General features: G+C 38.2%; 21 protein-coding genes and 4 pseudogenes. 16 read left to right on the top strand and 9 right to left on the bottom strand.

Going from position 1 to position 21164, the window contains the following annotated elements:
- Positions 1 to 66: 66 nt before the first annotated feature.
- The 3 genes from KX581_RS01645 (at position 67) to KX581_RS01635 (ending at position 3178) form a co-directional block, all read left to right on the top strand.
- Positions 67 to 1305, top strand: coding sequence for a beta-ketoacyl-ACP synthase II (locus tag KX581_RS01645; protein ID WP_033604981.1), 1239 nt, complete (start codon positions 67 to 69; stop codon positions 1303 to 1305).
- Between the two features lie 22 nt (positions 1306 to 1327).
- On the top strand, positions 1328 to 2266 hold the full coding sequence (gene accA, locus KX581_RS01640) for an acetyl-CoA carboxylase carboxyl transferase subunit alpha (protein ID WP_001029386.1): 939 nt from the start codon (positions 1328 to 1330) through the stop codon (positions 2264 to 2266).
- A 474-nt stretch (positions 2267 to 2740) separates the two neighbouring features.
- The gene (locus KX581_RS01635) at positions 2741 to 3178 is read left to right on the top strand and encodes a hypothetical protein (protein WP_180510444.1); all 438 of its coding nucleotides are present in this window, start codon (positions 2741 to 2743) and stop codon (positions 3176 to 3178) included.
- A 72-nt stretch (positions 3179 to 3250) separates the two neighbouring features.
- Here the strand turns inward: KX581_RS01635 and KX581_RS01630 are convergent, their stop codons facing one another.
- Genes KX581_RS01630 through rpmE form a run of 5 tightly spaced genes read right to left on the bottom strand, consistent with a single transcriptional unit; the run spans position 3251 to position 6834 of the window.
- Positions 3251 to 4072: a hypothetical protein gene (locus KX581_RS01630; RefSeq protein ID WP_180510446.1), complete on the bottom strand. Its 822-nt coding sequence runs from the start codon at positions 4070 to 4072 to the stop codon at positions 3251 to 3253.
- On the bottom strand, positions 4069 to 5034 hold the full coding sequence (locus KX581_RS01625) for a sialidase (protein ID WP_180629243.1): 966 nt from the start codon (positions 5032 to 5034) through the stop codon (positions 4069 to 4071). The genes KX581_RS01630 and KX581_RS01625 overlap by 4 nt, the downstream gene beginning before the upstream one ends.
- A gap of 12 nt (positions 5035 to 5046) precedes the next feature.
- On the bottom strand, positions 5047 to 5730 hold the full coding sequence (rlmB, locus tag KX581_RS01620) for a 23S rRNA (guanosine(2251)-2'-O)-methyltransferase RlmB (RefSeq protein ID WP_120871999.1): 684 nt from the start codon (positions 5728 to 5730) through the stop codon (positions 5047 to 5049).
- Between the two features lie 12 nt (positions 5731 to 5742).
- Positions 5743 to 6606: a 16S rRNA (cytidine(1402)-2'-O)-methyltransferase gene (rsmI, locus tag KX581_RS01615; protein ID WP_120871997.1), complete on the bottom strand. Its 864-nt coding sequence runs from the start codon at positions 6604 to 6606 to the stop codon at positions 5743 to 5745.
- Positions 6607 to 6630: 24 nt separating this feature from the next.
- Positions 6631 to 6834, bottom strand: coding sequence for a 50S ribosomal protein L31 (gene rpmE, locus KX581_RS01610; protein ID WP_000715278.1), 204 nt, complete (start codon positions 6832 to 6834; stop codon positions 6631 to 6633).
- A 259-nt stretch (positions 6835 to 7093) separates the two neighbouring features.
- Here rpmE and rho point away from each other — a divergent pair, with 259 nt between their 5' ends.
- Both rho and murI read left to right on the top strand, forming a co-directional pair.
- Complete coding sequence (gene rho, locus KX581_RS01605) at positions 7094 to 8410, top strand: transcription termination factor Rho (RefSeq protein WP_001005101.1); 1317 nt, start codon at positions 7094 to 7096, stop codon at positions 8408 to 8410.
- A 37-nt stretch (positions 8411 to 8447) separates the two neighbouring features.
- Positions 8448 to 9215: a glutamate racemase gene (gene murI / locus KX581_RS01600; RefSeq protein ID WP_231175396.1), complete on the top strand. Its 768-nt coding sequence runs from the start codon at positions 8448 to 8450 to the stop codon at positions 9213 to 9215.
- A 155-nt stretch (positions 9216 to 9370) separates the two neighbouring features.
- Here the strand turns inward: murI and KX581_RS01595 are convergent, their stop codons facing one another.
- Positions 9371 to 9724: a C-terminal helicase domain-containing protein gene (locus tag KX581_RS01595; protein ID WP_231175457.1), complete on the bottom strand. Its 354-nt coding sequence runs from the start codon at positions 9722 to 9724 to the stop codon at positions 9371 to 9373.
- A 123-nt stretch (positions 9725 to 9847) separates the two neighbouring features.
- Between KX581_RS01595 and KX581_RS01590 the strand changes: the two are divergent.
- A pseudogene (locus tag KX581_RS01590) lies at positions 9848 to 9952 on the top strand (RNA-guided endonuclease InsQ/TnpB family protein); the annotation flags it as partial.
- 268 nt (positions 9953 to 10220) lie between these two features.
- Positions 10221 to 10472, top strand: a pseudogene (locus KX581_RS01585) (ergothioneine transport permease/ergothioneine binding protein EgtU); the annotation flags it as partial.
- A 13-nt stretch (positions 10473 to 10485) separates the two neighbouring features.
- Here the strand turns inward: KX581_RS01585 and KX581_RS08390 are convergent.
- Together KX581_RS08390 and KX581_RS01570 are read right to left on the bottom strand one after the other, a co-directional pair.
- Positions 10486 to 11056: pseudogene (locus KX581_RS08390) on the bottom strand (Hpy99I family type II restriction endonuclease).
- Positions 11050 to 11770, bottom strand: a pseudogene (locus KX581_RS01570) (DNA-methyltransferase). The pseudogenes KX581_RS08390 and KX581_RS01570 overlap by 7 nt, the downstream one beginning before the upstream one ends.
- Positions 11771 to 12125: 355 nt before the next feature.
- Here KX581_RS01570 and egtU point away from each other — a divergent pair.
- Positions 12126 to 13787, top strand: coding sequence for an ergothioneine transport permease/ergothioneine binding protein EgtU (gene egtU / locus KX581_RS01565; protein ID WP_120871987.1), 1662 nt, complete (start codon positions 12126 to 12128; stop codon positions 13785 to 13787).
- Positions 13788 to 13790: 3 nt separating this feature from the next.
- On the top strand, positions 13791 to 14432 hold the full coding sequence (gene egtV, locus KX581_RS01560; RefSeq protein WP_120871985.1) for an ergothioneine transport ATP-binding protein EgtV: 642 nt from the start codon (positions 13791 to 13793) through the stop codon (positions 14430 to 14432).
- Between the two features lie 11 nt (positions 14433 to 14443).
- Here the strand turns inward: egtV and KX581_RS01555 are convergent, their stop codons facing one another.
- Positions 14444 to 14623: a hypothetical protein gene (locus KX581_RS01555; RefSeq protein ID WP_001874585.1), complete on the bottom strand. Its 180-nt coding sequence runs from the start codon at positions 14621 to 14623 to the stop codon at positions 14444 to 14446.
- Here KX581_RS01555 and KX581_RS01550 point away from each other — a divergent pair.
- The 7 genes from KX581_RS01550 to KX581_RS01520 all read left to right on the top strand — a co-directional run bounded on the left by KX581_RS01550 (position 14615) and on the right by KX581_RS01520 (position 21025).
- Complete coding sequence (locus KX581_RS01550; RefSeq protein ID WP_120871984.1) at positions 14615 to 15076, top strand: hypothetical protein; 462 nt, start codon at positions 14615 to 14617, stop codon at positions 15074 to 15076. The two genes, KX581_RS01555 and KX581_RS01550, sit on opposite strands and share 9 nt — an antisense overlap.
- Positions 15077 to 16861 (top strand): excinuclease ABC subunit UvrC, encoded by a 1785-nt coding sequence (gene uvrC, locus KX581_RS01545; RefSeq protein ID WP_120871982.1) that lies wholly within the window; start codon positions 15077 to 15079, stop codon positions 16859 to 16861.
- A gap of 10 nt (positions 16862 to 16871) precedes the next feature.
- On the top strand, positions 16872 to 18137 hold the full coding sequence (locus tag KX581_RS01540) for a homoserine dehydrogenase (RefSeq protein ID WP_231175393.1): 1266 nt from the start codon (positions 16872 to 16874) through the stop codon (positions 18135 to 18137).
- The gene (locus tag KX581_RS01535) at positions 18137 to 18481 is read left to right on the top strand and encodes a YraN family protein (RefSeq protein ID WP_180629237.1); all 345 of its coding nucleotides are present in this window, start codon (positions 18137 to 18139) and stop codon (positions 18479 to 18481) included. Before KX581_RS01540 ends, KX581_RS01535 begins: the two co-directional genes overlap by 1 nt.
- An 88-nt stretch (positions 18482 to 18569) precedes the next feature.
- A complete protein-coding gene (gene trxA / locus KX581_RS01530) occupies positions 18570 to 18890 on the top strand; it encodes a thioredoxin (protein WP_180629236.1) in 321 nt (106 codons plus the stop codon).
- Between the two features lie 5 nt (positions 18891 to 18895).
- Positions 18896 to 19831, top strand: a complete 936-nt coding sequence (gene trxB / locus KX581_RS01525) for a thioredoxin-disulfide reductase (protein ID WP_000564429.1) — start codon at positions 18896 to 18898, stop codon at positions 19829 to 19831.
- A gap of 372 nt (positions 19832 to 20203) precedes the next feature.
- Positions 20204 to 21025 carry a glycosyltransferase family 25 protein gene (locus tag KX581_RS01520; RefSeq protein ID WP_231175392.1) on the top strand — a complete coding sequence of 274 codons (822 nt, stop codon included), beginning with the start codon at positions 20204 to 20206 and terminating at the stop codon, positions 21023 to 21025.
- Positions 21026 to 21164: the final 139 nt, after the last annotated feature.

The following is a 21164-nucleotide window of genomic DNA, read 5'->3' as shown; positions in this document are numbered from 1 at the left end:
CAAAAATTTGGCTTTAGCTAAAATCTAGTTTTATTGAATGAAAGTTTTTGAAATGAGGAGCTATTGGTGCGTCGGATTGTAGTAACTGGAATGGGAATGATCAATTCGCTAGGTTTAAATAAAGAAGATTCTTTTTTAGCGATCGCTAAAGGGGAATGCGGTATCAAACACATAGAAAGTTTTGATGCGAGCGCGTTTCCTGTGCGTATTGCTGGAGAAATCACTGACTTTGACCCTACAGAGGTGATGAATCCCAAAGATGTTAAAAAGGCGGGTCGTTTCATTCAATTAGCCTTGAAAGCCACAAGAGAGGCGATGAAAGATAGTGGGATTTTAGACGCTCACAATAGATGCCCTGAAGAATTGGCAAATCGCATGGGCGTAAGCTCTGGCTCTGGGATTGGCGGGTTAGGCAATATTGAAGCGAATTCCATTTTTTGTTTTGAAAAAGGCCCTAGAAAAGTCAATCCCTTTTTTATCACTTCTGCGTTAGTGAATATGATTGGTGGTTTCACTTCCATTGAGTTTGGCATTAAAGGGCCTAACCTCTCTAGCGTAACGGCTTGTGCAGCAGGCACTCATGCCATTATTGAAGCGGTTAAAACCATTCTGCTTAATGGGGCTGACAGAATGCTAGTCGTGGGAGCGGAATCCACCATTTGTCCTGTAGGGATTGGAGGGTTTGCGAGCATTAAAGCCCTTTCTACAAGGAATGATGAGCCTAAAAAAGCTTCAAGACCTTTTGATAAGGATCGCAATGGTTTTGTGATGGGAGAAGGCGCTGGGGCTTTGGTGCTTGAAGAATACGAGAGCGCGAAAAAAAGAGGAGCAAAAATTTATGCAGAATTTGCTGGATATGGCGAGAGTGGCGATGCTAACCATATCACAGCCCCGGCCCCTGAGGGCGAAGGGGCTTTTAGAGCCATGAAAATGGCTTTAGAAATGGCAAAAGTGGAAGTAGGCTATGTGAACGCTCATGGGACAAGCACGCATTATAACGATTGGTATGAAAGCATCGCTCTAAAAAATGTGTTTGGCTCTAAAGAAAAAGTCCCTCCCGTCAGCTCCACTAAAGGGCAGATTGGGCATTGCTTGGGCGCTGCGGGCGCGTTAGAAGCCGTTATTTCTATCATGGCCATGAATCAAGGGATCTTACCTCCTACCATCAATCAAGAAACGCCTGACCCAGAATGCGATCTAGATTATATCCCTAATGCGGCCAGAGAAAAGCAAGTGGATGCAGTGATGAGTAACTCATTTGGTTTTGGTGGCACTAATGGTGTTGTGATTTTCAAAAAAGCCTAGTTTTACAAAGTTAGGATTTTGAATGGCTATTTATTTAGATTTTGAAAATCATATTAAAGAGATTCAAAATGAAATTGAATTAGCCCTTATTAGAGGCGATGAGGACGCTAAAGAAATCTTAGAAAAAAGATTGGATAAGGAAGTTAAAAGCATTTACTCCAATCTCACTGATTTTCAAAAACTCCAGTTAGCAAGACACCCTGATAGACCCTACGCTATGGATTACATTGATCTCATCTTAAAAGATAAGTATGAAGTCTTTGGGGATAGGCACTATAACGATGATAAAGCGATCGTGTGCTTTATAGGGAAAATTGATAATGTCCCGGTTGTGGTGATCGGAGAAGAAAAAGGCAGAGGGACTAAAAACAAGCTCTTAAGAAATTTCGGCATGCCTAACCCTTGTGGCTATCGTAAGGCTTTGAAAATGGCGAAATTTGCTGAGAAGTTTAATTTGCCTATTTTAATGCTTGTAGATACAGCTGGGGCGTATCCGGGGATTGGCGCAGAGGAAAGAGGCCAGAGTGAAGCGATCGCTAAAAACCTCCAAGAGTTCGCTTCCTTAAAAGTCCCTACTATTTCTGTAATTATCGGTGAAGGGGGCAGTGGTGGTGCACTAGCGATTGCAGTGGCTGACAAATTAGCTATGATGGAATATTCCATTTTTAGCGTTATATCCCCAGAAGGTTGCGCGGCGATTCTTTGGGATGACCCTAGCAAGACTGAAGTGGCTATTAAAGCGATGAAAATCACGCCCAGAGATTTAAAGGAGGCAGGGCTTATTGATGATATTATTTTAGAGCCTAGCAAAGGGGCTCATAGAGACAAATTTTCAGCCGCCAACACGATCAAAGAGTATTTTTTAGACGCTCTAAGGACTATCCAACAAGACCCTCATTTCCTTGACAATCGCTATCAAAAATTAATGTCGCTTGGTTCGTTTGTGGAGAGCATGAACTAAATATATAAAAAACTTTGCGTTAATGAAGTATTGATAATTGGTTCTTTAACTTTTAAAATTGTGTATTTAAACTTTATTTTAAACCCGTTCTCTTAAAGAAATAAGGAGTGTTTTGAAATCATTCCCCCCTACAACTAAAATCCATCCTAAAAAACGCTTTAAAAAAAATACCGCTTGAATAAAATCAAGCTCTTTACTATCCGATCTTAAAAAATGCAATATTTTTTATAACCAACGCTCAATAAAAACAAAGCCAAATTTTTCACTACTTGCTATCATTTTAGAAAAAAGCGAATATTTTACATAGTTTGTGTAACAATATAAAAAACATCATTATGTTACCAATCTGCTATCTCTATCCTTTTGTTTGAATATAAAAAGACAATCATCATGATCAGAGTATTGAATGAAAGCATTCTTATTTTACAATACAAAAGTTAGGTCTAATGGTATTTTAAAAAAGAAAGAAATCCCATGGTTACACATGAAAAAATCAAAAGCCGCTTTTCTAGGAATTGGTCTTTAAGGGATAGGGGTAGGCATTTTGCATCTGCAAGCGTGTATTTTTTCTCACTTCTTGTCATTACAGCGGTTAATAGAAGTAGCGCAGTTGCTTGGTTATTAATGCCTGAACATTTGATTGGGTGGTTTTTGATTTCTTTTAGTGGGGAATTTGTAGCAGACATGGCGTTTGGCAAAAAAAGTAAGATCTTTAAAACCCGCTTTGGAATTTCTATTGTGAGCGGCATTTCACTATTGCTTGGCGCTTTACCAGCGCATTTATTTTTTGTATGGTTTGGTTTTATTCATTGGTGGGTTGTCTTTTTTATAGAAGCGGGAGCTGATCTATTGGTGGGTTGTGTGATACAAAAGATTTCTTTTGGTAAATATTGGGTGGATCGCTATTATTAAGGCTCTCTTTTTTTAAGCCTGAAAGCGGATTTTCTCATATTCCAATTAAATTGGATAAGGGTTACCCCCTACTTAAGGCATCGCATCAAAAACCACGCTGATCCCATTTTTTAAAACGATAGGGTTTTTTGCGTCAGTGACATGGATAAAACGCACGCCATCAAGCAAATTAAGAGCGATTTCTTGTTGTCTGTTTTCTTTGGCAATGATTTGAATGATCTTTAAGTTTTCATCATAAAAAATGATTTTGGGTTGCCACAAAGGGTTATTAGAGCTTATTTTTAAATACGCGTTTTGATTCACGCTCAGCCAGTATTTCCCGCTCGCTTCCTTAAACTCCACAGGATCGCTACTCAAAACTAAAACTCTCGCATTAGGAAGCTTGATCTTTTGTAAGACAAAGTCGTATTCCCACTCTTTTAAAGACACCCGTCTAATATCCACAAAATCAAAACCATGCCTTTTCATCGTCTCTATCAAAATGTTAGGGTCTAAAACATATTCCGTTTTAAGCTCGTATGAAAAAACATTCTCGCCCAAAGAGCTTTGCATTTTAATGGGCAAAACATACGAATACCCCATCATGCTTAAAGAATTATTGATGCTTTTGGCAAACGCTAGGGGATTGCTTGAAGCCTTGAAAGTGATTTTCAACATGCTTGGCTTGTCAAAATTAAAAGACAAAAGCCCGTTTTCTTTGAGAGTGTTGAGCAGTTTCAAGGAATCCAAACGCCCCATTACATAGAAATCCTTACGATTTTTAAACAAACGCTCTAAAAAAAGCTTGTTCGTATGATAAGCTCGCTCCCCCATTAAATTCTCAACCTTATCGTTTAAAGCATCAGCACTTAATAGCGTTCCCCCAACAATAAAAGCTAAAAAAAGGTTTTTCATTGCTGGAGTTCTTTGTATTGGGCCTCGTTGATGAGCGTTAAGCCTTTATTTGGCTCGTATAAAAACCGCCTAGTTTTGCTGTCGTTATAATCTTGTTCTTGATGGTTGTTTTTAAGGCTAAGATGCCCATGCCCAAAACGCAACAACAGGCGGTGGTTTTTGGTTTCTAAAGAATAATTTTTTTTAAAAACCTTTTGAAAGGAGTTTTTTTTCTCATCTAAATCAATCACTTCTACCCAAACATCTTTTTTAGGGATAATATAAATGGTATTAGGATTTTCTTTGATCGCTTCTTTTTCTTGCTTGTCTTGTTCTTTTGGTTTTTCTTCTAGTTTAGGCGTTGGCTCTGGCTTGTTTTCTTCTGTAGGATTAGCTTTATTGGAAGAACTCTTTTTAGTGCCGGATTTAATAGCGTTTTCTTGCTCTCTTTCTTCTTTTAAAGAAGAGCTGTTTTGAATGATAACGACCGCCAAAATAATGACAATCACCCCTAAAACGATAACAAAGGGTTTCCATTTGGAAGATTTTTTGGATAATGAAGTATTAGCCTGATTGATGCTGTAATCCAATTCAACCTTAAGGGGTTTTTTTGCTGTTTCTTCAGGGTTTGTTTCTTGATTTTTCTCTTCTCCCACGCCCTCTTTAAAAACACACACTTTGTCAAATTCTTTCATCCATGCGCTCAAATCAATTTTATACTCGCGTTCTAAAATTTGTATAAAGCCCCTAGCATGCACCCTTGATAAAGACTCATAGCGTTTTTCCAAGATAGAATGGATATTTTTAGAAGCGATTCTAGTCGCCTTGCAAATTTCTGCCACTCCAACTTCTTTTAAAATCTGCAAATTTTTATCTAAATTTTTAAGCGATAATTCTTCTAAAGCCGCACCAGAAATATCTTTAGAAATGTTTTGAACATCAGAAATATCTAAATTTTCTAAACTTTTTTTATTCTGTTCCATTCAATTGACCACCTAGTTGATTTTATCCATTAAGATCCCTGCTGCCACGCTCACATTGAGCGAATCAAAATCTCTTCGCATTTTTACGCTCAATATAGCGTCCATTTTAGCAAGGATTTTTTTAGACAACCCCTCATGCTCGCTCCCCAAAAAAAGAGCGCATTTTTTTAAGGACAGATTTTCTGCTTGGCTAGAGCCTTGCATGCTCGCGCCCAAACATAAAAACCCGCTCGTTTTCAATTCATTGATTAAATCCAATGTGTTAGGCATAACGCTAAAAGGCAAATCATACATAAGCCCCAAGCTGGATCGCACAATCCCCTCATAAGCCAATTCTTTAGCAAAATCTAAAATAACGCCATCCATTCCTAAGCAATACGCGCTCCTAAAAATACCTCCAATATTCCCCACATCCGTAATGCCACAAAGCACCAAAAGTTTTTGAGCTTTTTTAATTTCTTTTAAAGAAGCGGCTAAGGGCAGTTCCACCTTAGCTAAAACCCCTTGATGATTCCCCCCTTTAGCCAAGCTTTGCGCTTTTTTATTATCCACTTTGATGATATTAGGGCATGCTTTTTTGAGCGCGAAAAAAAGCTTTTTGTCTATTTCTTTAGAAAGATAGATTTCTTGCAATTTTTCTTGATGAGAGTTTAGAAGGTGCATAACCACCTGCTTGCCATAAATTACTGCTTGCATGCTAAACCCCTTTTATTGATCTTTTTCTTCTAACAAACGCTGGAAATAAAGCTCTTTAGCGTTTTTTTGCGTCATAGCGGCTTCAATTTTAGCCTTAATTTTAGGAGGCAAATCCAACTCCAATAACGCCGATAGCCCCATGCAAGGCTCTATTTTTTTCTCATTCAAAAGCACTAAAACCCACTCCCCTTGGATATTGCTCTTTTGTAATTGCGTCATGATTTGAGAAATTTCTCCCAAATAATACTGCTGGTGGAGTTTGGTAAGCTCTTTAGCCGCAAACAAATGCATGCCTTTAGCCAAATCGTTTAAATCCTTTAAAGTCTCCAACAATCGGTGCGGGCTTTCATAAAAAACCACCGGGGTTTTTTCTTCCAAATACGCTAAAGCGTTTAAAATTTTAGCGATTTTTAAGCGCCTTTCCTTACTCTTATGAGGTAAAAAGCCAGCATAAAAAAACCGCCCTTCTAAAAACCCGCTCGCACAAAACGCCGTAGTGAGCGCGTTAGCCCCGGGCAAAACATCGTATTGGATATTGTGTTTTAAAGCGTAAGCGGCTAAACTCATGCCTGGATCGCTCAAACTTGGCATGCCCGCATCGCTCATCACAGCGATTTCTTTGTCAAAAAAAGAAAGCTCTATTTGGTTTAAAAATTCCTGATCGTTGTGTGAATGGAAGGCGATAAACTCCCTTTTTTTAGCAACGATATTGGGGAAAGAATGGCTAATAACAGGGTTTTGTGCGAGCAAGTGCAACAACCTCTTACTCACCCTTGTATCCTCGCATAAAAAAACCTCGCAACGCTCTAAAACTTCTAAGGTGCGTAGCGTGATGTCAGCGAGATTACCTATAGGAGTGGGCAAAAAATACAGCACAAAAAGCCACGCTTTTTAAAAGAGTTACTTCAAGTTGTAGCGTTGCTTGAATTTCTCTACTCTCCCTGCAGTGTCAGCGATTTTATCGCTACCGGTATAGAAAGGGTGGCAAAAGCTAGAAATATCAATACGCATTTCAGGTTTGGTGCTTAAAACTTCAATTTCTTTCCCGCTAGTTACGCAAGTAACTTTGCATGGGATATATTCGGGGTGAATGCCTTTTTTCATCAAGTATCCTTTATTTTTAAATTTAAACTTAAAATTATAGCATAAGTCATAATAAATTAAAACACTCTAAAATTAGAACAAAAATTTGCTTTGTTAAAAAAATTATGATAGCATAGTCGTTACAAAATCCAACACTGTGGCATGGGCCACTTATCAGCATCTTTTGGTTACACTAATTTTTTAAGAATGCCTTAGCTTTTTGTATTTTTATCTTAATTGCAACAAACTAGAAACCTCTTTTTAATTAAAAGGAAATTTAATGAACGAAAACGTGCCTACGCATAAAAGTCCGCACAAAGTCAAAACACACACGCCAGTGAGCGGTTATCACATTGAAGATTTACGCACCTACCCTACTGAAAAGCTTTTAGAAATCGCTAACAAGCTCAAAGTGGAAAACCCCCAAGAATTCAAACGACAAGACTTGATGTTTGAAATTTTAAAAACCCAAGTTACGCAAGGCGGATACATTCTTTTTACCGGGATTTTAGAAATCATGCCTGATGGCTATGGCTTTTTAAGGGGGTTTGATGGGAGTTTTTCAGACGGGCATAACGACACATATGTTAGCCCTTCTCAAATCAGGCGTTTTGCTTTAAGGAATGGCGATATTGTTACCGGTCAAGTGCGATCCCCCAAAGACCAGGAAAAATACTACGCCCTTTTAAAAATAGAAGCCATCAATTATTTGCCTTCAGATGAGATTAAAAACCGCCCTTTGTTTGACAATCTAACCCCCCTATTCCCGGATGAACCAATCAAATTAGAATACGAACCCACTAAAGTTACCGGTAGAATGCTAGATTTATTCAGCCCTGTGGGGAAAGGTCAAAGGGCTTTGATCGTTGCGCCGCCAAGGACTGGGAAAACGGAGCTGATGAAAGAACTCGCCCAAGGCATCACCTCTAACCACCCTGAAGTGGAGCTGATTATCCTTTTAGTGGATGAGCGCCCTGAAGAAGTTACGGATATGCAACGAAGCGTTAAAGGTCAAGTTTTTAGCTCCACTTTTGATTTGCCCGCAAACAACCACATAAGAATCGCTGAATTAGTCTTAGAAAGGGCTAAAAGGCGAGTGGAAATGGGCAAAGATGTGGTGGTTTTATTAGATTCAATCACCCGTTTAGCCAGAGCGTATAACGCTGTAACGCCTTCAAGCGGTAAGGTTTTAAGTGGGGGCGTGGATGCGAACGCCTTGCACAGGCCCAAGCGCTTTTTTGGAGCCGCAAGGAATATTGAAGAAGGCGGGAGCTTAACGATTATCGCTACGGCGTTGATTGAAACGGGATCTAGAATGGATGAGGTGATTTTTGAAGAATTTAAAGGCACCGGGAATAGCGAAATCGTTTTAGCGAGAAATATTGCAGACAGGCGTATTTATCCGGCCTTTGATATTTTAAAATCCGGCACACGAAAAGACAATATCTTGCTTGGCAAAGACCGATTGACGAAAGTGTGGGTTTTAAGGAATGTGATGCAACAAATGGATGACATAGAAGCCTTAAGCTTTGTGTATTCTAAAATGCAACAAACTAAGGACAATGAAGAATTTTTAAATTTAATGAATGAAAAATAAAATCCCTAATTAATCCCATTAAATTAAAAATAGTGTCATGAAAATAGGCGTTTTTGATAGCGGTGTGGGAGGGTTTAGCGTTTTAAAAAGCCTTTTAAAAGTGCAACTATTTGATGAAATCATCTATTATGGCGATAGCGCTAGAGTGCCTTATGGCACTAAAGACCCCACCACGATCAAGCAATTTGGCTTAGAGGCTTTGGATTTTTTCAAACCGCACCAGATTAAATTATTGATTGTGGCATGCAACACAGCGAGCGCTCTAGCTTTAGAAGAGATGCAAAAATATTCCAAAATCCCTATTGTGGGCGTGATTGAGCCAAGCATTTTAGCGATCAAGCAACAAGTAAAAGATAAAAACGCCCCTATTTTAGTGCTAGGGACAAAAGCAACGATTCAATCTAACGCTTATGACAACGCCCTAAAACAACAAGGCTATTTGAACATTTCGCATTTAGCCACTTCTCTTTTTGTGCCTTTGATTGAAGAAAGTATTTTAGAGGGCGAATTGTTAGAGACTTGCATGCGTTATTATTTCACTCCATTAGAGATTTTACCTGAAGTGGTTATTTTAGGTTGCACGCATTTTCCCTTGATCGCTCAAAAAATTGAGGGCTATTTTATGGAGCATTTTGCCCTTTCAACACCCCCCCTACTCATCCATTCGGGCGACGCTATTGTGGAATATTTGCAGCAAAAATACGCCCTTAAGAAAAACGCATGCGCATTCCCTAAAGTAGAATTTTATGCGAGCGGCGATGTGATCTGGCTAGAAAAACAGGCTAAAGAATGGCTCAAATTGTAACGCTAATAAAAATTTAGGGTCAAATAACTCAATTCCCAAAAAGGGCTATCTCTCACACTATAAGGGTATTGTGTTGATTATAAAGCGCTTTAGAGAGATTTATGAAAGCGTTTTGAAGCGAAGAATGCCTAATGATTATCTTTGGAAAAGATTACCTATCTACAGACTTGCAAAATAGCGCTAAAGATATTCTTCTCATCGCTTCGTAAATTCTCAAAGAAAGACTTTTTACCCACAAAAATGAGATTTTCTTTTGCCCTAGAAATAGCTACATTCAAGCGTTTAGAATCTAGCAAGAAAGAAAGATTACCACAAGTTTTCACGGTGGAATAAATAATAATATCTGCCTCTTCACCTTGAAAGGCATCCACAGTGTCTATTTTGAGCTCATCAAAATTCTTGAAGCCGCATTTTTCCACTTCTAATCGCAAGCGTCTTTTTTGGGCATTATAAGGTGTGATAATTCCTATGGTTTTTCTGATTTTTCTTTGGTTAAGAGAGCGATTGATTTGCTCTAAAAGCTCTATGATTTTTTGAACTTGATCTTTGTTATAGCTACTTGTTTTTTCTAGTTTATGCTCTCTTTATAACACTTAATTAATTCCGCACTATAGCCCGACCCACTAGCACAATCAAATTTAATTTTAAGCAAAGGGTTAAGTTTTTTTGGGGTAGGAAATATCCATGCAGACTTTAAAGAACAAAGCTTTTCGTTAGTGTCTGTCGGGATATTTTAAGGTGAAGTGCCCAACCGCTAAAGACGATTGGGCTTCCTAGGCTGATGTTGCCCATAGGGAGAGTTTGGTTCTCACTCTGTGTCCCTATAGTAGGGATTTTACAGAGTTTGAACTCCAACGCATTCCCTACAGGTCTCACACATCATATCTTATAAAGGCGTAACTTTGCACACTTCCTGCGCTAGATACGAATGTATGGGGATATGATACCATGAATTAGGTAGCATTCATCCCAAACACTAAAGATATTTGGGATTTCTGCTAAGGAGTATTAAAAATAAGCATGGTAAAATATTTGGTAAAAGAATTTCATGATCGCTTTATTTATTTTATAGACTTACTCGCGCAGCATTTTATCATCGTTGTGCTTTCTGGTTTTCTCGTGCTGGTGTTTGGGGTTTTGATTGGGGTTTTTGTGTTTTATAACTCAAAGGCCAAGGCGTTCTTGCTCCCTGTGGTGAATTTCCTCTACACCATCCCATCGCTGGCGTTATTCGCGTTATTCATTCCTGTGATTGGGTGTATGAAAGCTATTACTTCTCATATTTTTTCAAATATTCTATGACTTTCTCTAAAAATTTTGGATTATCTTTAAATCTGCCAAGTCCTGTGTTACAACTATCGCAAATCCACTCTCTGCCCCAACCTGTGTCGTGATTGTGATCGCGTACTAGATTTGCTGTAACGCCAACTATACTTCGCTTTTCACAAATAGGACAGATAAAAACACTTCCTTTAGGTGGTGCGATTTCATCCATTTTCTTTTTCTCTGTGGAAGATAATTTCACACCATCAATATTTTTTCGGCATTCTCTGCAACTTGGACGAGTAGTTTTTCTACCTTTGGCATCTGTTTGGTTGACTTCAAAGCCATCTATGTTTTTTAAAATATGGCAAATATTACATATCTTTTTATCATAGCCCTTACCTGTCCTAAATATCTATCACTTCTAGCTCACTAAAATCAACCCTTTTTAACTCATTAAGTCCGATAAATAGCACTATTGCAGTTTTTCCATTGATAGTTCTAATGACACCCACAGAATTTGGTACAATATTACCTAATTGATTTTTTGCGATTACAAAATCATCATTTTTTAGCATACGAATAAGCCTTGTTGATATTGTTGTAATCTTTTTTGGGCTATTTGTATGTATTCTTTGCTTATATCTACGCCTATGAAATTTCTATTGTGCAAAAACGCCATTTTGCAAGTCGTACCCGAGCCACACATAGGATCAAAGACTATATCTCTCTCATTGCTCCAAGATAAAATATGATCAAGTGCTAACTGCTCTGGAAATATAGCTGGGTGATTAAAGGCGATTTTGTCATTTGTGCTACCGCCTAGTCCGACTGCATAATGCCAAATGTTGTTTTTTGTTTTTTGTTTTTTCTTTTTTGAGTTCTTTTAGGATCTTATTGTTTTTTGCATCTGCACCTTTATTAGTGACAAGCATTTCCATTCCATTTCTTGCAGTGGGTTCTTTTAATGGATTGAAAGTTTTTGGCTTTCCTTTGGATAAGACAAACATATATTCATACGCATTTGTGTAAGCATTTGAGCGCATAAAGGGCGTATTTTTCTTTGCATAAATCATCACATCGTGCATATTAAATCCTATTTGCTGAAAATACAATGCTTGTCTAAAACTAGTAAGGCTTTTGTTACCGTTTTTTATTTTATCACCCACAATCCAAACAACAACACCACCTCTTTTGATAACCCTAAAAATCTCATTAGCAATGTTCTCAAACGCAAAAGTATAGCCTTGATAATTTCTCAAATTATCATAAGGTGGCGAAGTGAGAATCATATCAATGCTTTCATTTTGTAATTTGTGTTGCATAAAATTCACACAATTATCTACATAAAAATTATTTAGCAATGATTGTATGTTTGGTTTGATTTTAGCGGTCATACTATGAGCCTTTTATCAAAATTACACCATTCTAACATATAAATATTTAAAATGTAGGAAAAATAGGTAGGATTATATTTTTGCAAATTTTTCACAAAAATTTTTGCGATTTTTTATGCGAAAACCAACCCCTATGGATAGAAGTGAGCACGAATTTAGGCAAACGCACCTTTCAGTTTTAACCTGCAACCAACATTAAAGAATGCCTTTAACATTTTAAAACCCCTTTATTCAAATAAGTTTGGTTATAATGCTAGGCATGGGCGTTTTTAAACAATTGATCAAAGAATTGTATGAATGGTTGCTCCATTCTATAGATGTGGCTACGCAGCATTTAGTTGCTATGGTGTTAAAAATAAGCATGGTAAAATATTTGGTAAAAGAATTTCATGATCGCTTTATTTATTTTATAGACTTACTCGCACAGCATTTTATCATCGTTGTGCTTTCTGGTTTTCTCGTGCTGGTGTTTGGGGTTTTGATTGGGGTTTTTGTGTTTTATAACTCAAAGGCCAAGGCGTTCTTGCTCCCTGTGGTGAATTTCCTCTACACCATCCCATCGCTGGCGTTATTCGCGTTATTCATTCCTGTGATTGGGGTGGGGTTAAAAAACGCGCTTTTAGTGTTGGTCTTATACGGCTTATTACCCATTGTCCATAGCACTTATAACGCTTTAAAAGAGGTGCGAGAAGAGGTGATTAAGGCCGCTATTGGGCTAGGGTGTAACCCCAAAGAGTTGTTTTTTAAAGTGCGATTCTTGCTCGCTATCCCCCAAATTTTAGTGGGTTTAAGGATTGCGGTGGTGATGTTAGTGGCGATGGCTGGGATTGGAGCGCTCATTGGGGCTGGGGGCTTAGGGCAGGCGATTTTTAGAGGGCTAAACACGCAAAACACCACGCTTTTAGTGGCGGGCAGTTTGATCATAGCTCTTTTTAGTGTTTTAGCGGATAAATTTGTGAGCGTCTTTCAGCATGAAAACGCCTTGCAACGCCTATTTTCTCAAAACGCCACCCAAAAACAAAAAAGAAGAGTTTATCTTAATTTAGCGGTGTTTCTTTTTTTATTGCTAGCGAGCGCTTTATGGCTCATTCCTAGAAACGCCATAGAAGAAAAGCCCTTAGTCGTAGCGACAAAACCTAGCAGTGAGCAGTATATTTTGGGCGAGATTTTAAGCCTTTTGTTAGAAAAACACCATATCCCTATCAAGCGGGCGTTTGGCATTGGTGGGGGGACGATGAATATCCATCCAGCATTAATTAGGGGCGATTTTGATTTGTATGTGGAATATACCGGCACCGCTTGGGTGAACACGCTCAAAAACCCTTTGACACAAAAAGTGGATTTTAAAACGATTAAAAAGCGTTATAAGAAGGAATTTAATCTTTTGTGGGTGGGGCTTTTGGGCTTTAATAACACCTATTCTTTAGCGATTTCTAAAGAAGACGCTCAAAAATACGCGATTGAAACTTTCAGCGATTTAGCCTTTCATAGCCCCAATTTTGATTTTGGAGCGGAGTTTGACTTTTTTGAAAGAGAGGACGCTTTTAAGGGCTTAGTGAAAGCTTATCGCTTTCATTTTAGAAGTTTGCATGAAATGGATATTAATTTGCGTTATAAAAGTTTTGAATCCCATAAAATCAACGCTTTAGATGTCTTCACCACAGACGCTCAAATCAAAGAGCTGGATTTAAAGGTGCTTAAGGATGATAAAGGGTTTTTCCCTAATTATCAGGCCGGTATTGTTATAAGAAAAGAAACTATAAAAAAGTATCCTGAAGCACTAGAAATCTTAGAAAAATTGGATTCAAAAATTAACGATGAGACGATGCAGGATTTAAACTATCAGGTGGAAGTGTTGAAAAAAAGCCCTAAAATCGTAGCTAAAGATTTTTTAGAAAGATTAGGGTTATAAAGCATGAAAGAAATCGTCAAAATAGAGAATGTGTCTTTTAACTACCACAATCGCGCTGTTTTTAAGGATTTCAATTTAAGCATTGAAAAAGGGGATTTTTTATGCGTTTTAGGGGAGAGCGGGAGCGGCAAAAGCACGCTTTTAGGCTTGATTTTAGGGCTTTTAAAACCTGATCTTGGGAGCGTTAAAATCTTTAATGAGACCCTTTCAAACAACGCTTTTTTACGCCAAAAAATAGGCTATATCGCTCAAGGCAATTCCTTATTTTCTCATTTAAACGCCATGCAAAACATGACCTTTTGCCTTAATTTACAAGGCATGGATAAAGAATCCGCTCAAAAAGAGGCCAAAGCCTTAGCGTTAAAAATGGGGTTAGAGGAGAGCCTTATGGATAAATTCCCCAATGAATTGAGTGGGGGGCAAGCCCAAAGAGTGGGCATTATTAGGGGGATTATCCACAGGCCAGAACTCATTTTATTAGACGAGCCTTTTAGTGCTTTAGATAGTTTTAATCGTAAGAATTTACAGGATCTCATCAAAGAAATACACCAAAATTCTTGCGCTACTTTCATTATGGTAACGCATGATGAGAAAGAAGCGCAAAAGTTAGCCACAAAAACCCTAGAAATCAAAGCCCTTAAATAAGGGCAATGATTTTAAGGCTGATTTAAAAATTCTGGCGTGGTGTTGTTGGTGGGCGTTTGCATAGAAGAATTAGAGCTGTTTGAAGTTTTTTTAGCGGGTTTTTCGTTGAATGGAGGGGCTTTATAGCCACAAGCTTGAATCGTTAGCGCCACAAGCGTTAAAAAGCATGTTAAGATCAGTTTATGGAACAAAATATTTTCTCCTTACTCATTCAAAAAAAGTCTTATAAAAAGCTTGAAACTCTTTTGAAACTCAAAAAGCTTAAGGTTTTTATGCCTTTAAGTTTACAAGAAAATTTGCTTTTTATCTTTATAAAAGACTCTAAATTGCTTTTTGCGTTTAAAGATCTTTGGGCTTCTAAAGAATTTAACCAGCGATTCGCTAAAGAAATCAGCCATTTTTTGAACACGCAAGGGCATGTTTATGGGTTTGACGGGTTGAATGGGTTAGAAATTTTAGGTTATGTGCCTAAAGACGCGCTAAAAAAAGCCAATTTTTATGCCCCCATTAAAAAACAAGCCCGTTTTTTTCGCCCTAGTGCTTTAGGGTTGTTCCATAACCCCATTAAAGACGCTCGTTTGCATGAATGTTTTGAAAAAGCGCGCGCTTTGATCCACTACCAACGAAGTTTTTTTGAGAAATGAATGGCTGATTTATTGTCCAGTTTGAAAAACCTTCCTAATAGCAGTGGCGTGTATCAATATTTTGATAAAAACCGCCAATTACTCTATATCGGTAAAGCAAAAAACTTAAAAAAGCGCATCAAAAGCTATTTTTCTGTCCGCAATAATGAAATCACGCCTAATCCTCGTGCAAGCTTACGCATCCAAATGATGGTCAAACAAATCGCTTTTTTAGAAACCATTTTAGTGGAAAACGAGCAAGACGCTTTGATTTTGGAAAATTCTTTGATCAAGCAGCTCAAGCCCAAATACAACATTCTTTTAAGAGACGATAAAACTTACCCTTATATTTACATGGATTTTTCCACTGATTTCCCTATCCCTTTAATCACACGAAAAATTTTAAAACAGCCTGGCGTTAAATATTTTGGCCCTTTTACGAGTGGGGCTAAGGATATTTTAGACAGCTTGTATGAATTGCTCCCGTTAGTTCAAAAGAAAAATTGCATTAAGGATAAAAAGGCATGCATGTTTTATCAAATAGAGCGTTGTAAAGCCCCATGCGAGGATAAAATCACTAAAGAAGAGTATTTAAAAATCGCTAAAGAATGTTTAGAAATGATTGAAAATAAAGACAGGCTCATCAAAGAGCTTGAATTAAAAATGGAGCGCCTTTCTAGTAACTTGCGTTTTGAAGAAGCCCTCATTTACAGGGACAGAATTGCAAAAATCCAAAAAATCGCCCCTTTCACTTGCATGGATTTGGCCAAACTCTACGATTTGGATATTTTTGCTTTTTATGGCGCAAGCAATAAGGCGGTGTTAGTGAAAATGTTTATGCGTGGGGGTAAAATCATTTCTTCTGCGTTTGAAAAAATCCACTCTCTCAACGGGTTTGACACTGATGAAGCGATGAAACAAGCCATTATCAACCATTACCAATCGCATTTGCCTTTGATGCCTGAACAAATTCTATTAAACGCTTGCTCTAACGAAGTGCTTAAAGAATTGCAAGAGTTTATCTCTCATCAATATTCTAAAAAAATCGCTCTTAGCATTCCTAAAAAGGGCGATAAGCTCGCTTTAATAGAAATCGCTATGAAAAACGCTCAAGAGATTTTTAGCCAAGAAAAAACCTCTAATGAAGATCTGATTTTAGAAGAAGCACGATCGCTTTTCAATTTAGAGTGCGTGCCTTATAGGGTGGAAATCTTTGACACAAGCCACCATTCAAACAGCCAATGCGTGGGGGGAATGGTCGTGTATGAAAACAATGCATTCCAAAAAAACTCTTACCGGCGCTACCATTTAAAAGGCTCTAATGAATACGCTCAAATGAGCGAATTGCTCACCAGAAGGGCTTTAGACTTTGCCAAAGAGCCACCGCCTAATTTGTGGGTGATAGATGGAGGGAGGGCGCAATTAAACATCGCTTTAGAAATTTTAAAAAGCAGCGGGAGTTTTGTAGAAGTGATCGCTATTTCTAAAGAAAAAAGGGATTCTAAGGCTTATCGTTCTAAAGGGGGCACTAAAGACATTATCCATACGCCCAGCAATACTTTTAAATTGCTCCCTAGCGACAAACGCTTGCAGTGGGTGCAAAAATTGCGCGATGAAAGCCACCGGTATGCGATAAACTTCCACAGATCCACTAAACTTAAAAACATGAAACAAATCGCTCTTTTAAAAGAAAAGGGCATAGGAGAAGCCAGCGTGAAAAAATTATTGGATTATTTTGGGAGTTTTGAAGCGATAGAAAAAGCGAGCGAGCAGGAAAAAAACGCCGTTTTAAAAAAACGAATTTAAAGGAAAAGACATGAAAAAAAGATTGAATATAGGGCTTGTGGGTTTAGGGTGTGTGGGGAGCGCAGTCGCTAAAATCTTACAAGAAAATCAAGAAATCATCAAAGACAGAGCCGGCGTGGAAATTAAAATTAAAAAAGCGGTGGTGCGAGATGTGAAAAAGCACAAAGGTTATGCTTTTGAAATCAGTGATGATTTAGAAAGCTTGATAGAAGATAAAGAGATTGATATTGTTGTGGAGCTTATGGGTGGGGTTGAAGCGCCTTATCTTTTAGCTAAAAAAACTTTAGCCAAGCAAAAAGCCTTCGTTACAGCCAATAAAGCCATGTTAGCGTATCACCGCTATGAATTAGAACAAATCGCTAAAAACACCCCCATAGGCTTTGAAGCGAGCGTGTGTGGGGGTATCCCCATTATCAAGGCTTTAAAAGACGGCTTGAGCGCTAATCACATCCTTTCTTTTAAAGGGATTTTAAACGGCACAAGCAATTACATTTTAAGCCAGATGTTTAAAAATCAAGCGAGCTTTAAGGACGCTTTGAAAGACGCGCAACGTTTAGGCTATGCGGAATTGAACCCTGAATTTGACATTAAAGGCATTGATGCGGCACACAAATTATTGATTTTATCGTCTTTAGCGTATGGCATTGATGCGAAATTAGAAGAAATTTTAATTGAAGGCATTGAAAAAATAGAGCCAGACGACATGGAGTTTGCTAAAGATTTTGGTTATAGCATTAAACTTTTAGGCATCGCTAAAAAACACCCAGATTGCATTGAATTAAGGGTGCATCCAAGCATGATTAAAAATGAATGCATGCTCTCTAAAGTGGATGGGGTGATGAACGCTATCAGCGTTATAGGGGATAAGGTGGGCGAGACTTTGTATTATGGGGCTGGGGCTGGGGGAGAGCCTACTGCAAGCGCGGTCATTAGCGATATTATAGAAATCGCAAGGGAAAAAAGCTCTCTAATGCTAGGCTTTGAAACCCCTCAAAAACTCCCCCTAAAACCCAAAGAAGAAATCCAATGCGCTTATTATGCGCGTTTGTTGGTGAGCGATGAAAAAGGGGTTTTTTCTCAAATTAGCGCGATTTTAGCCCAAAATGATATTTCGCTCAACAATGTCTTACAAAAAGAAATCCCGCATTCCAACAAGGCTAAAATCTTATTTTCCACGCACACCACCAACGAAAAATCCATGTTAAACGCCCTTAAAGAGCTTGAAAATCTACAAAGCGTGTTGGATACCCCTAAAATGATCCGTTTGGAAAATTGATGCGCTTTTTGAATAACAAACACAGGGCAAAGGGCTTGAAGGCTGAAGAAGAAGCTTGCGAATTTTTAAAATTGCTGGGTTTTGAAATAATGGAGAGGAACTTTTTTTCAAAATTTGGCGAAATTGATATTATCGCTTTGAAAAAAGGGGTTTTGCATTTCATTGAAGTCAAAAGCGGGGAAAATTTTGATCCCATTTATGCGATCACGCCGAGTAAATTAAAAAAGATGATTAAAACGATCCGCTGTTATTTGTCTCAAAAAGATCCCAATAGCGATTTTTGCATTGACGCTCTTATTGTGAAAAATGGTAATTTTGAGCTTTTAGAAAATATCACTTTTTAGATTTTTATCCAAAACCCATGCGTCTTCATTAACATTCTTAAGCTAATATAATTCTCGTTAATCAAAATCATATATTTAGGAGTAACCAATGAGTCACTATATTGAATTAACTGAAGAAAATTTTGAAAGCACCATTAAAAAAGGGGTTGCGTTAGTGGATTTTTGGGCGCCATGGTGTGGGCCTTGTAAGATGCTATCCCCTGTGATTGATGAATTAGCTAGCGAATATGAAGGTAAGGCTAAGGTTTGTAAAGTCAATACCGATGAGCAAGAAGAATTGAGCGCGAAATTTGGTATTAGAAGCATTCCTACGCTTTTATTCACAAAAGATGGCGAAGTTGTCCATCAGTTGGTGGGCGTGCAAACTAAAGTTGCTTTAAAAGAGCAATTGAACAAACTTTTAAGCTAGTAGCCATGATAGATTGTGCGATTATTGGAGGTGGTCCTGCGGGTTTGAGTGCGGGGCTTTACGCCACTAGAGGCGGTGTTAAAAACGCCGTTTTATTTGAGAAAGGAATGCCTGGAGGGCAAATCACTGGCAGTAGTGAGATTGAAAACTATCCGGGCGTTAAGGAAGTGGTGAGCGGGTTGGATTTCATGCAGCCATGGCAGGAGCAGTGTTTCCGCTTTGGCTTAAAGCATGAAATGACCGCTGTTCAAAGAGTTTCTAAAAAAGACTCTCATTTTGTTATTTTAGCAGAAGATGGCAAGACTTTTGAAGCTAAAAGCGTGATTATCGCTACCGGTGGTAGCCCTAAACGCACAGGCATCAAGGGCGAGTCAGAGTATTGGGGTAAAGGCGTTAGCACTTGTGCGACATGCGATGGCTTCTTTTACAAAAATAAGGAAGTAGCGGTGCTTGGTGGAGGCGATACCGCCGTAGAAGAGGCGATTTATCTAGCCAACATCTGCAAAAAAGTCTATCTCATCCACAGAAGAGATGGTTTTAGGTGTGCACCTATCACTTTAGAGCATGCCAAAAACAACGATAAGATTGAGTTTTTAACCCCTTATGTAGTAGAAGAAATCAAGGGCGATGCTTCTGGCGTGTCTTCTTTAAGCATTAAAAACACAGCCACCAATGAAACGAGAGAATTGGTTGTGCCGGGGTTTTTTATTTTTGTGGGTTATGATGTGAATAACGCCGTGTTGAAACAAGAGGATAACTCCATGCTATGCAAATGCGATGAATACGGCTCTATTGTCGTGGATTTTTCCATGAAAACGGATGTTCAAGGCTTGTTTGCAGCAGGGGATATTCGCATTTTTGCCCCCAAGCAAGTGGTTTGCGCTGCAAGCGATGGCGCTACGGCAGCCTTAAGCGTGATTTCTTATTTAGAACACCATTAAAATTATAGCTTATAACCCTAGATTTAGGGTTATGAGTCCTCGCTTCAACATTAATTGGATTTTCAAAGCTTGTAAGGCATTTTAGGTTTCTTGTTATTTTAATCTTATTTTAGCCACAATGTCATTTCGTTCTCTTGCTTTGTTTTAATTAAATATTGATCACAAAATTTAAAAACGCTCAAAACATTTTTTACAATCAATATAATAAAAGAACTTGTTTGATCAAAAAAGCACTCCTTAGGGGGTTGTGGGGATTTAGTTGGGGGTTGTAGGGGGAGAACTATTTTAATACCCCCTATTCTCTTAAGAGTTTTATTGCAAAACAGAGCCTAAAAACGATATACTCTATTAAAAATTATGGGAGTTTAAGCTTTGCGTGTTTTTATCATTTCTTTAAATCAAAAAGTGTGCGATACATTTGGTTTGGTTTTTAGAGACACCACGACTTTACTCAATAGCATCAATGCCACCCACCACCAAGCGCAAATTTTTGATGCGATTTATTCTAAAACTTTTGAAGGCGGGTTGCACCCCTTAGTGAAAAAGCATTTACACCCTTATTTCATCACGCAAAATATCAAAGACATGGGGATTACAACCAGTCTCATCAGTGAGGTTTCTAAGTTTTATTACGCTTTAAAATACCATGCGAAGTTTATGAGCTTGGGGGAGCTTGGGTGCTATGCGAGCCATTATTCCTTATGGGAAAAATGCATAGAACTCAATGAAGCGATCTGTATTTTAGAAGACGATATAACCTTAAAAGAGGATTTTAAAGAGGGCTTGGATTTTTTAGAAAAACACATCCAAGAGTTAGGTTATATCCGCTTGATGCATTTATTGTATGATGCCAGTGTAAAAAGTGAGCCGTTGAGCCATAAAAACCACGAGATACAAGAGCGTGTGGGGATCATTAAAGCTTATAGCGAAGGGGTGGGGACGCAAGGCTATGTGATCACGCCCAAGATTGCCAAAGTTTTTTTGAAACACAGCCGAAAATGGGTTGTTCCTGTGGATACGATAATGGACGCTACTTTTATCCATGGCGTGAAAAATCTGGTGTTACAACCTTTTGTGATCGCTGATGATGAGCAAATCTCTACGATAGCGCGAAAAGAAGAACCCTATAGCCCTAAAATCGCTTTAATGAGAGAACTCCATTTCAAATATTTGAAATATTGGCAGTTTGTATAGTCAATAATAAAAATACTAAAGAGCGTTTTAAAGCTTTAGTTGTCCCTATTTGATTAGAATAATTTAATTAAAATAAGACTAATTTTTAATCGCTTTTAAAAATGGATTACAATCTTTAAGTGGATTTTAAAAGGGTTTT

The sequence above is a fragment of the Helicobacter pylori genome, assembly GCF_021062735.1.
In the GTDB taxonomy this organism is placed as follows: domain Bacteria; phylum Campylobacterota; class Campylobacteria; order Campylobacterales; family Helicobacteraceae; genus Helicobacter; species Helicobacter pylori_DN.
This window is presented reverse-complemented; position numbering and strand designations above follow the sequence as displayed.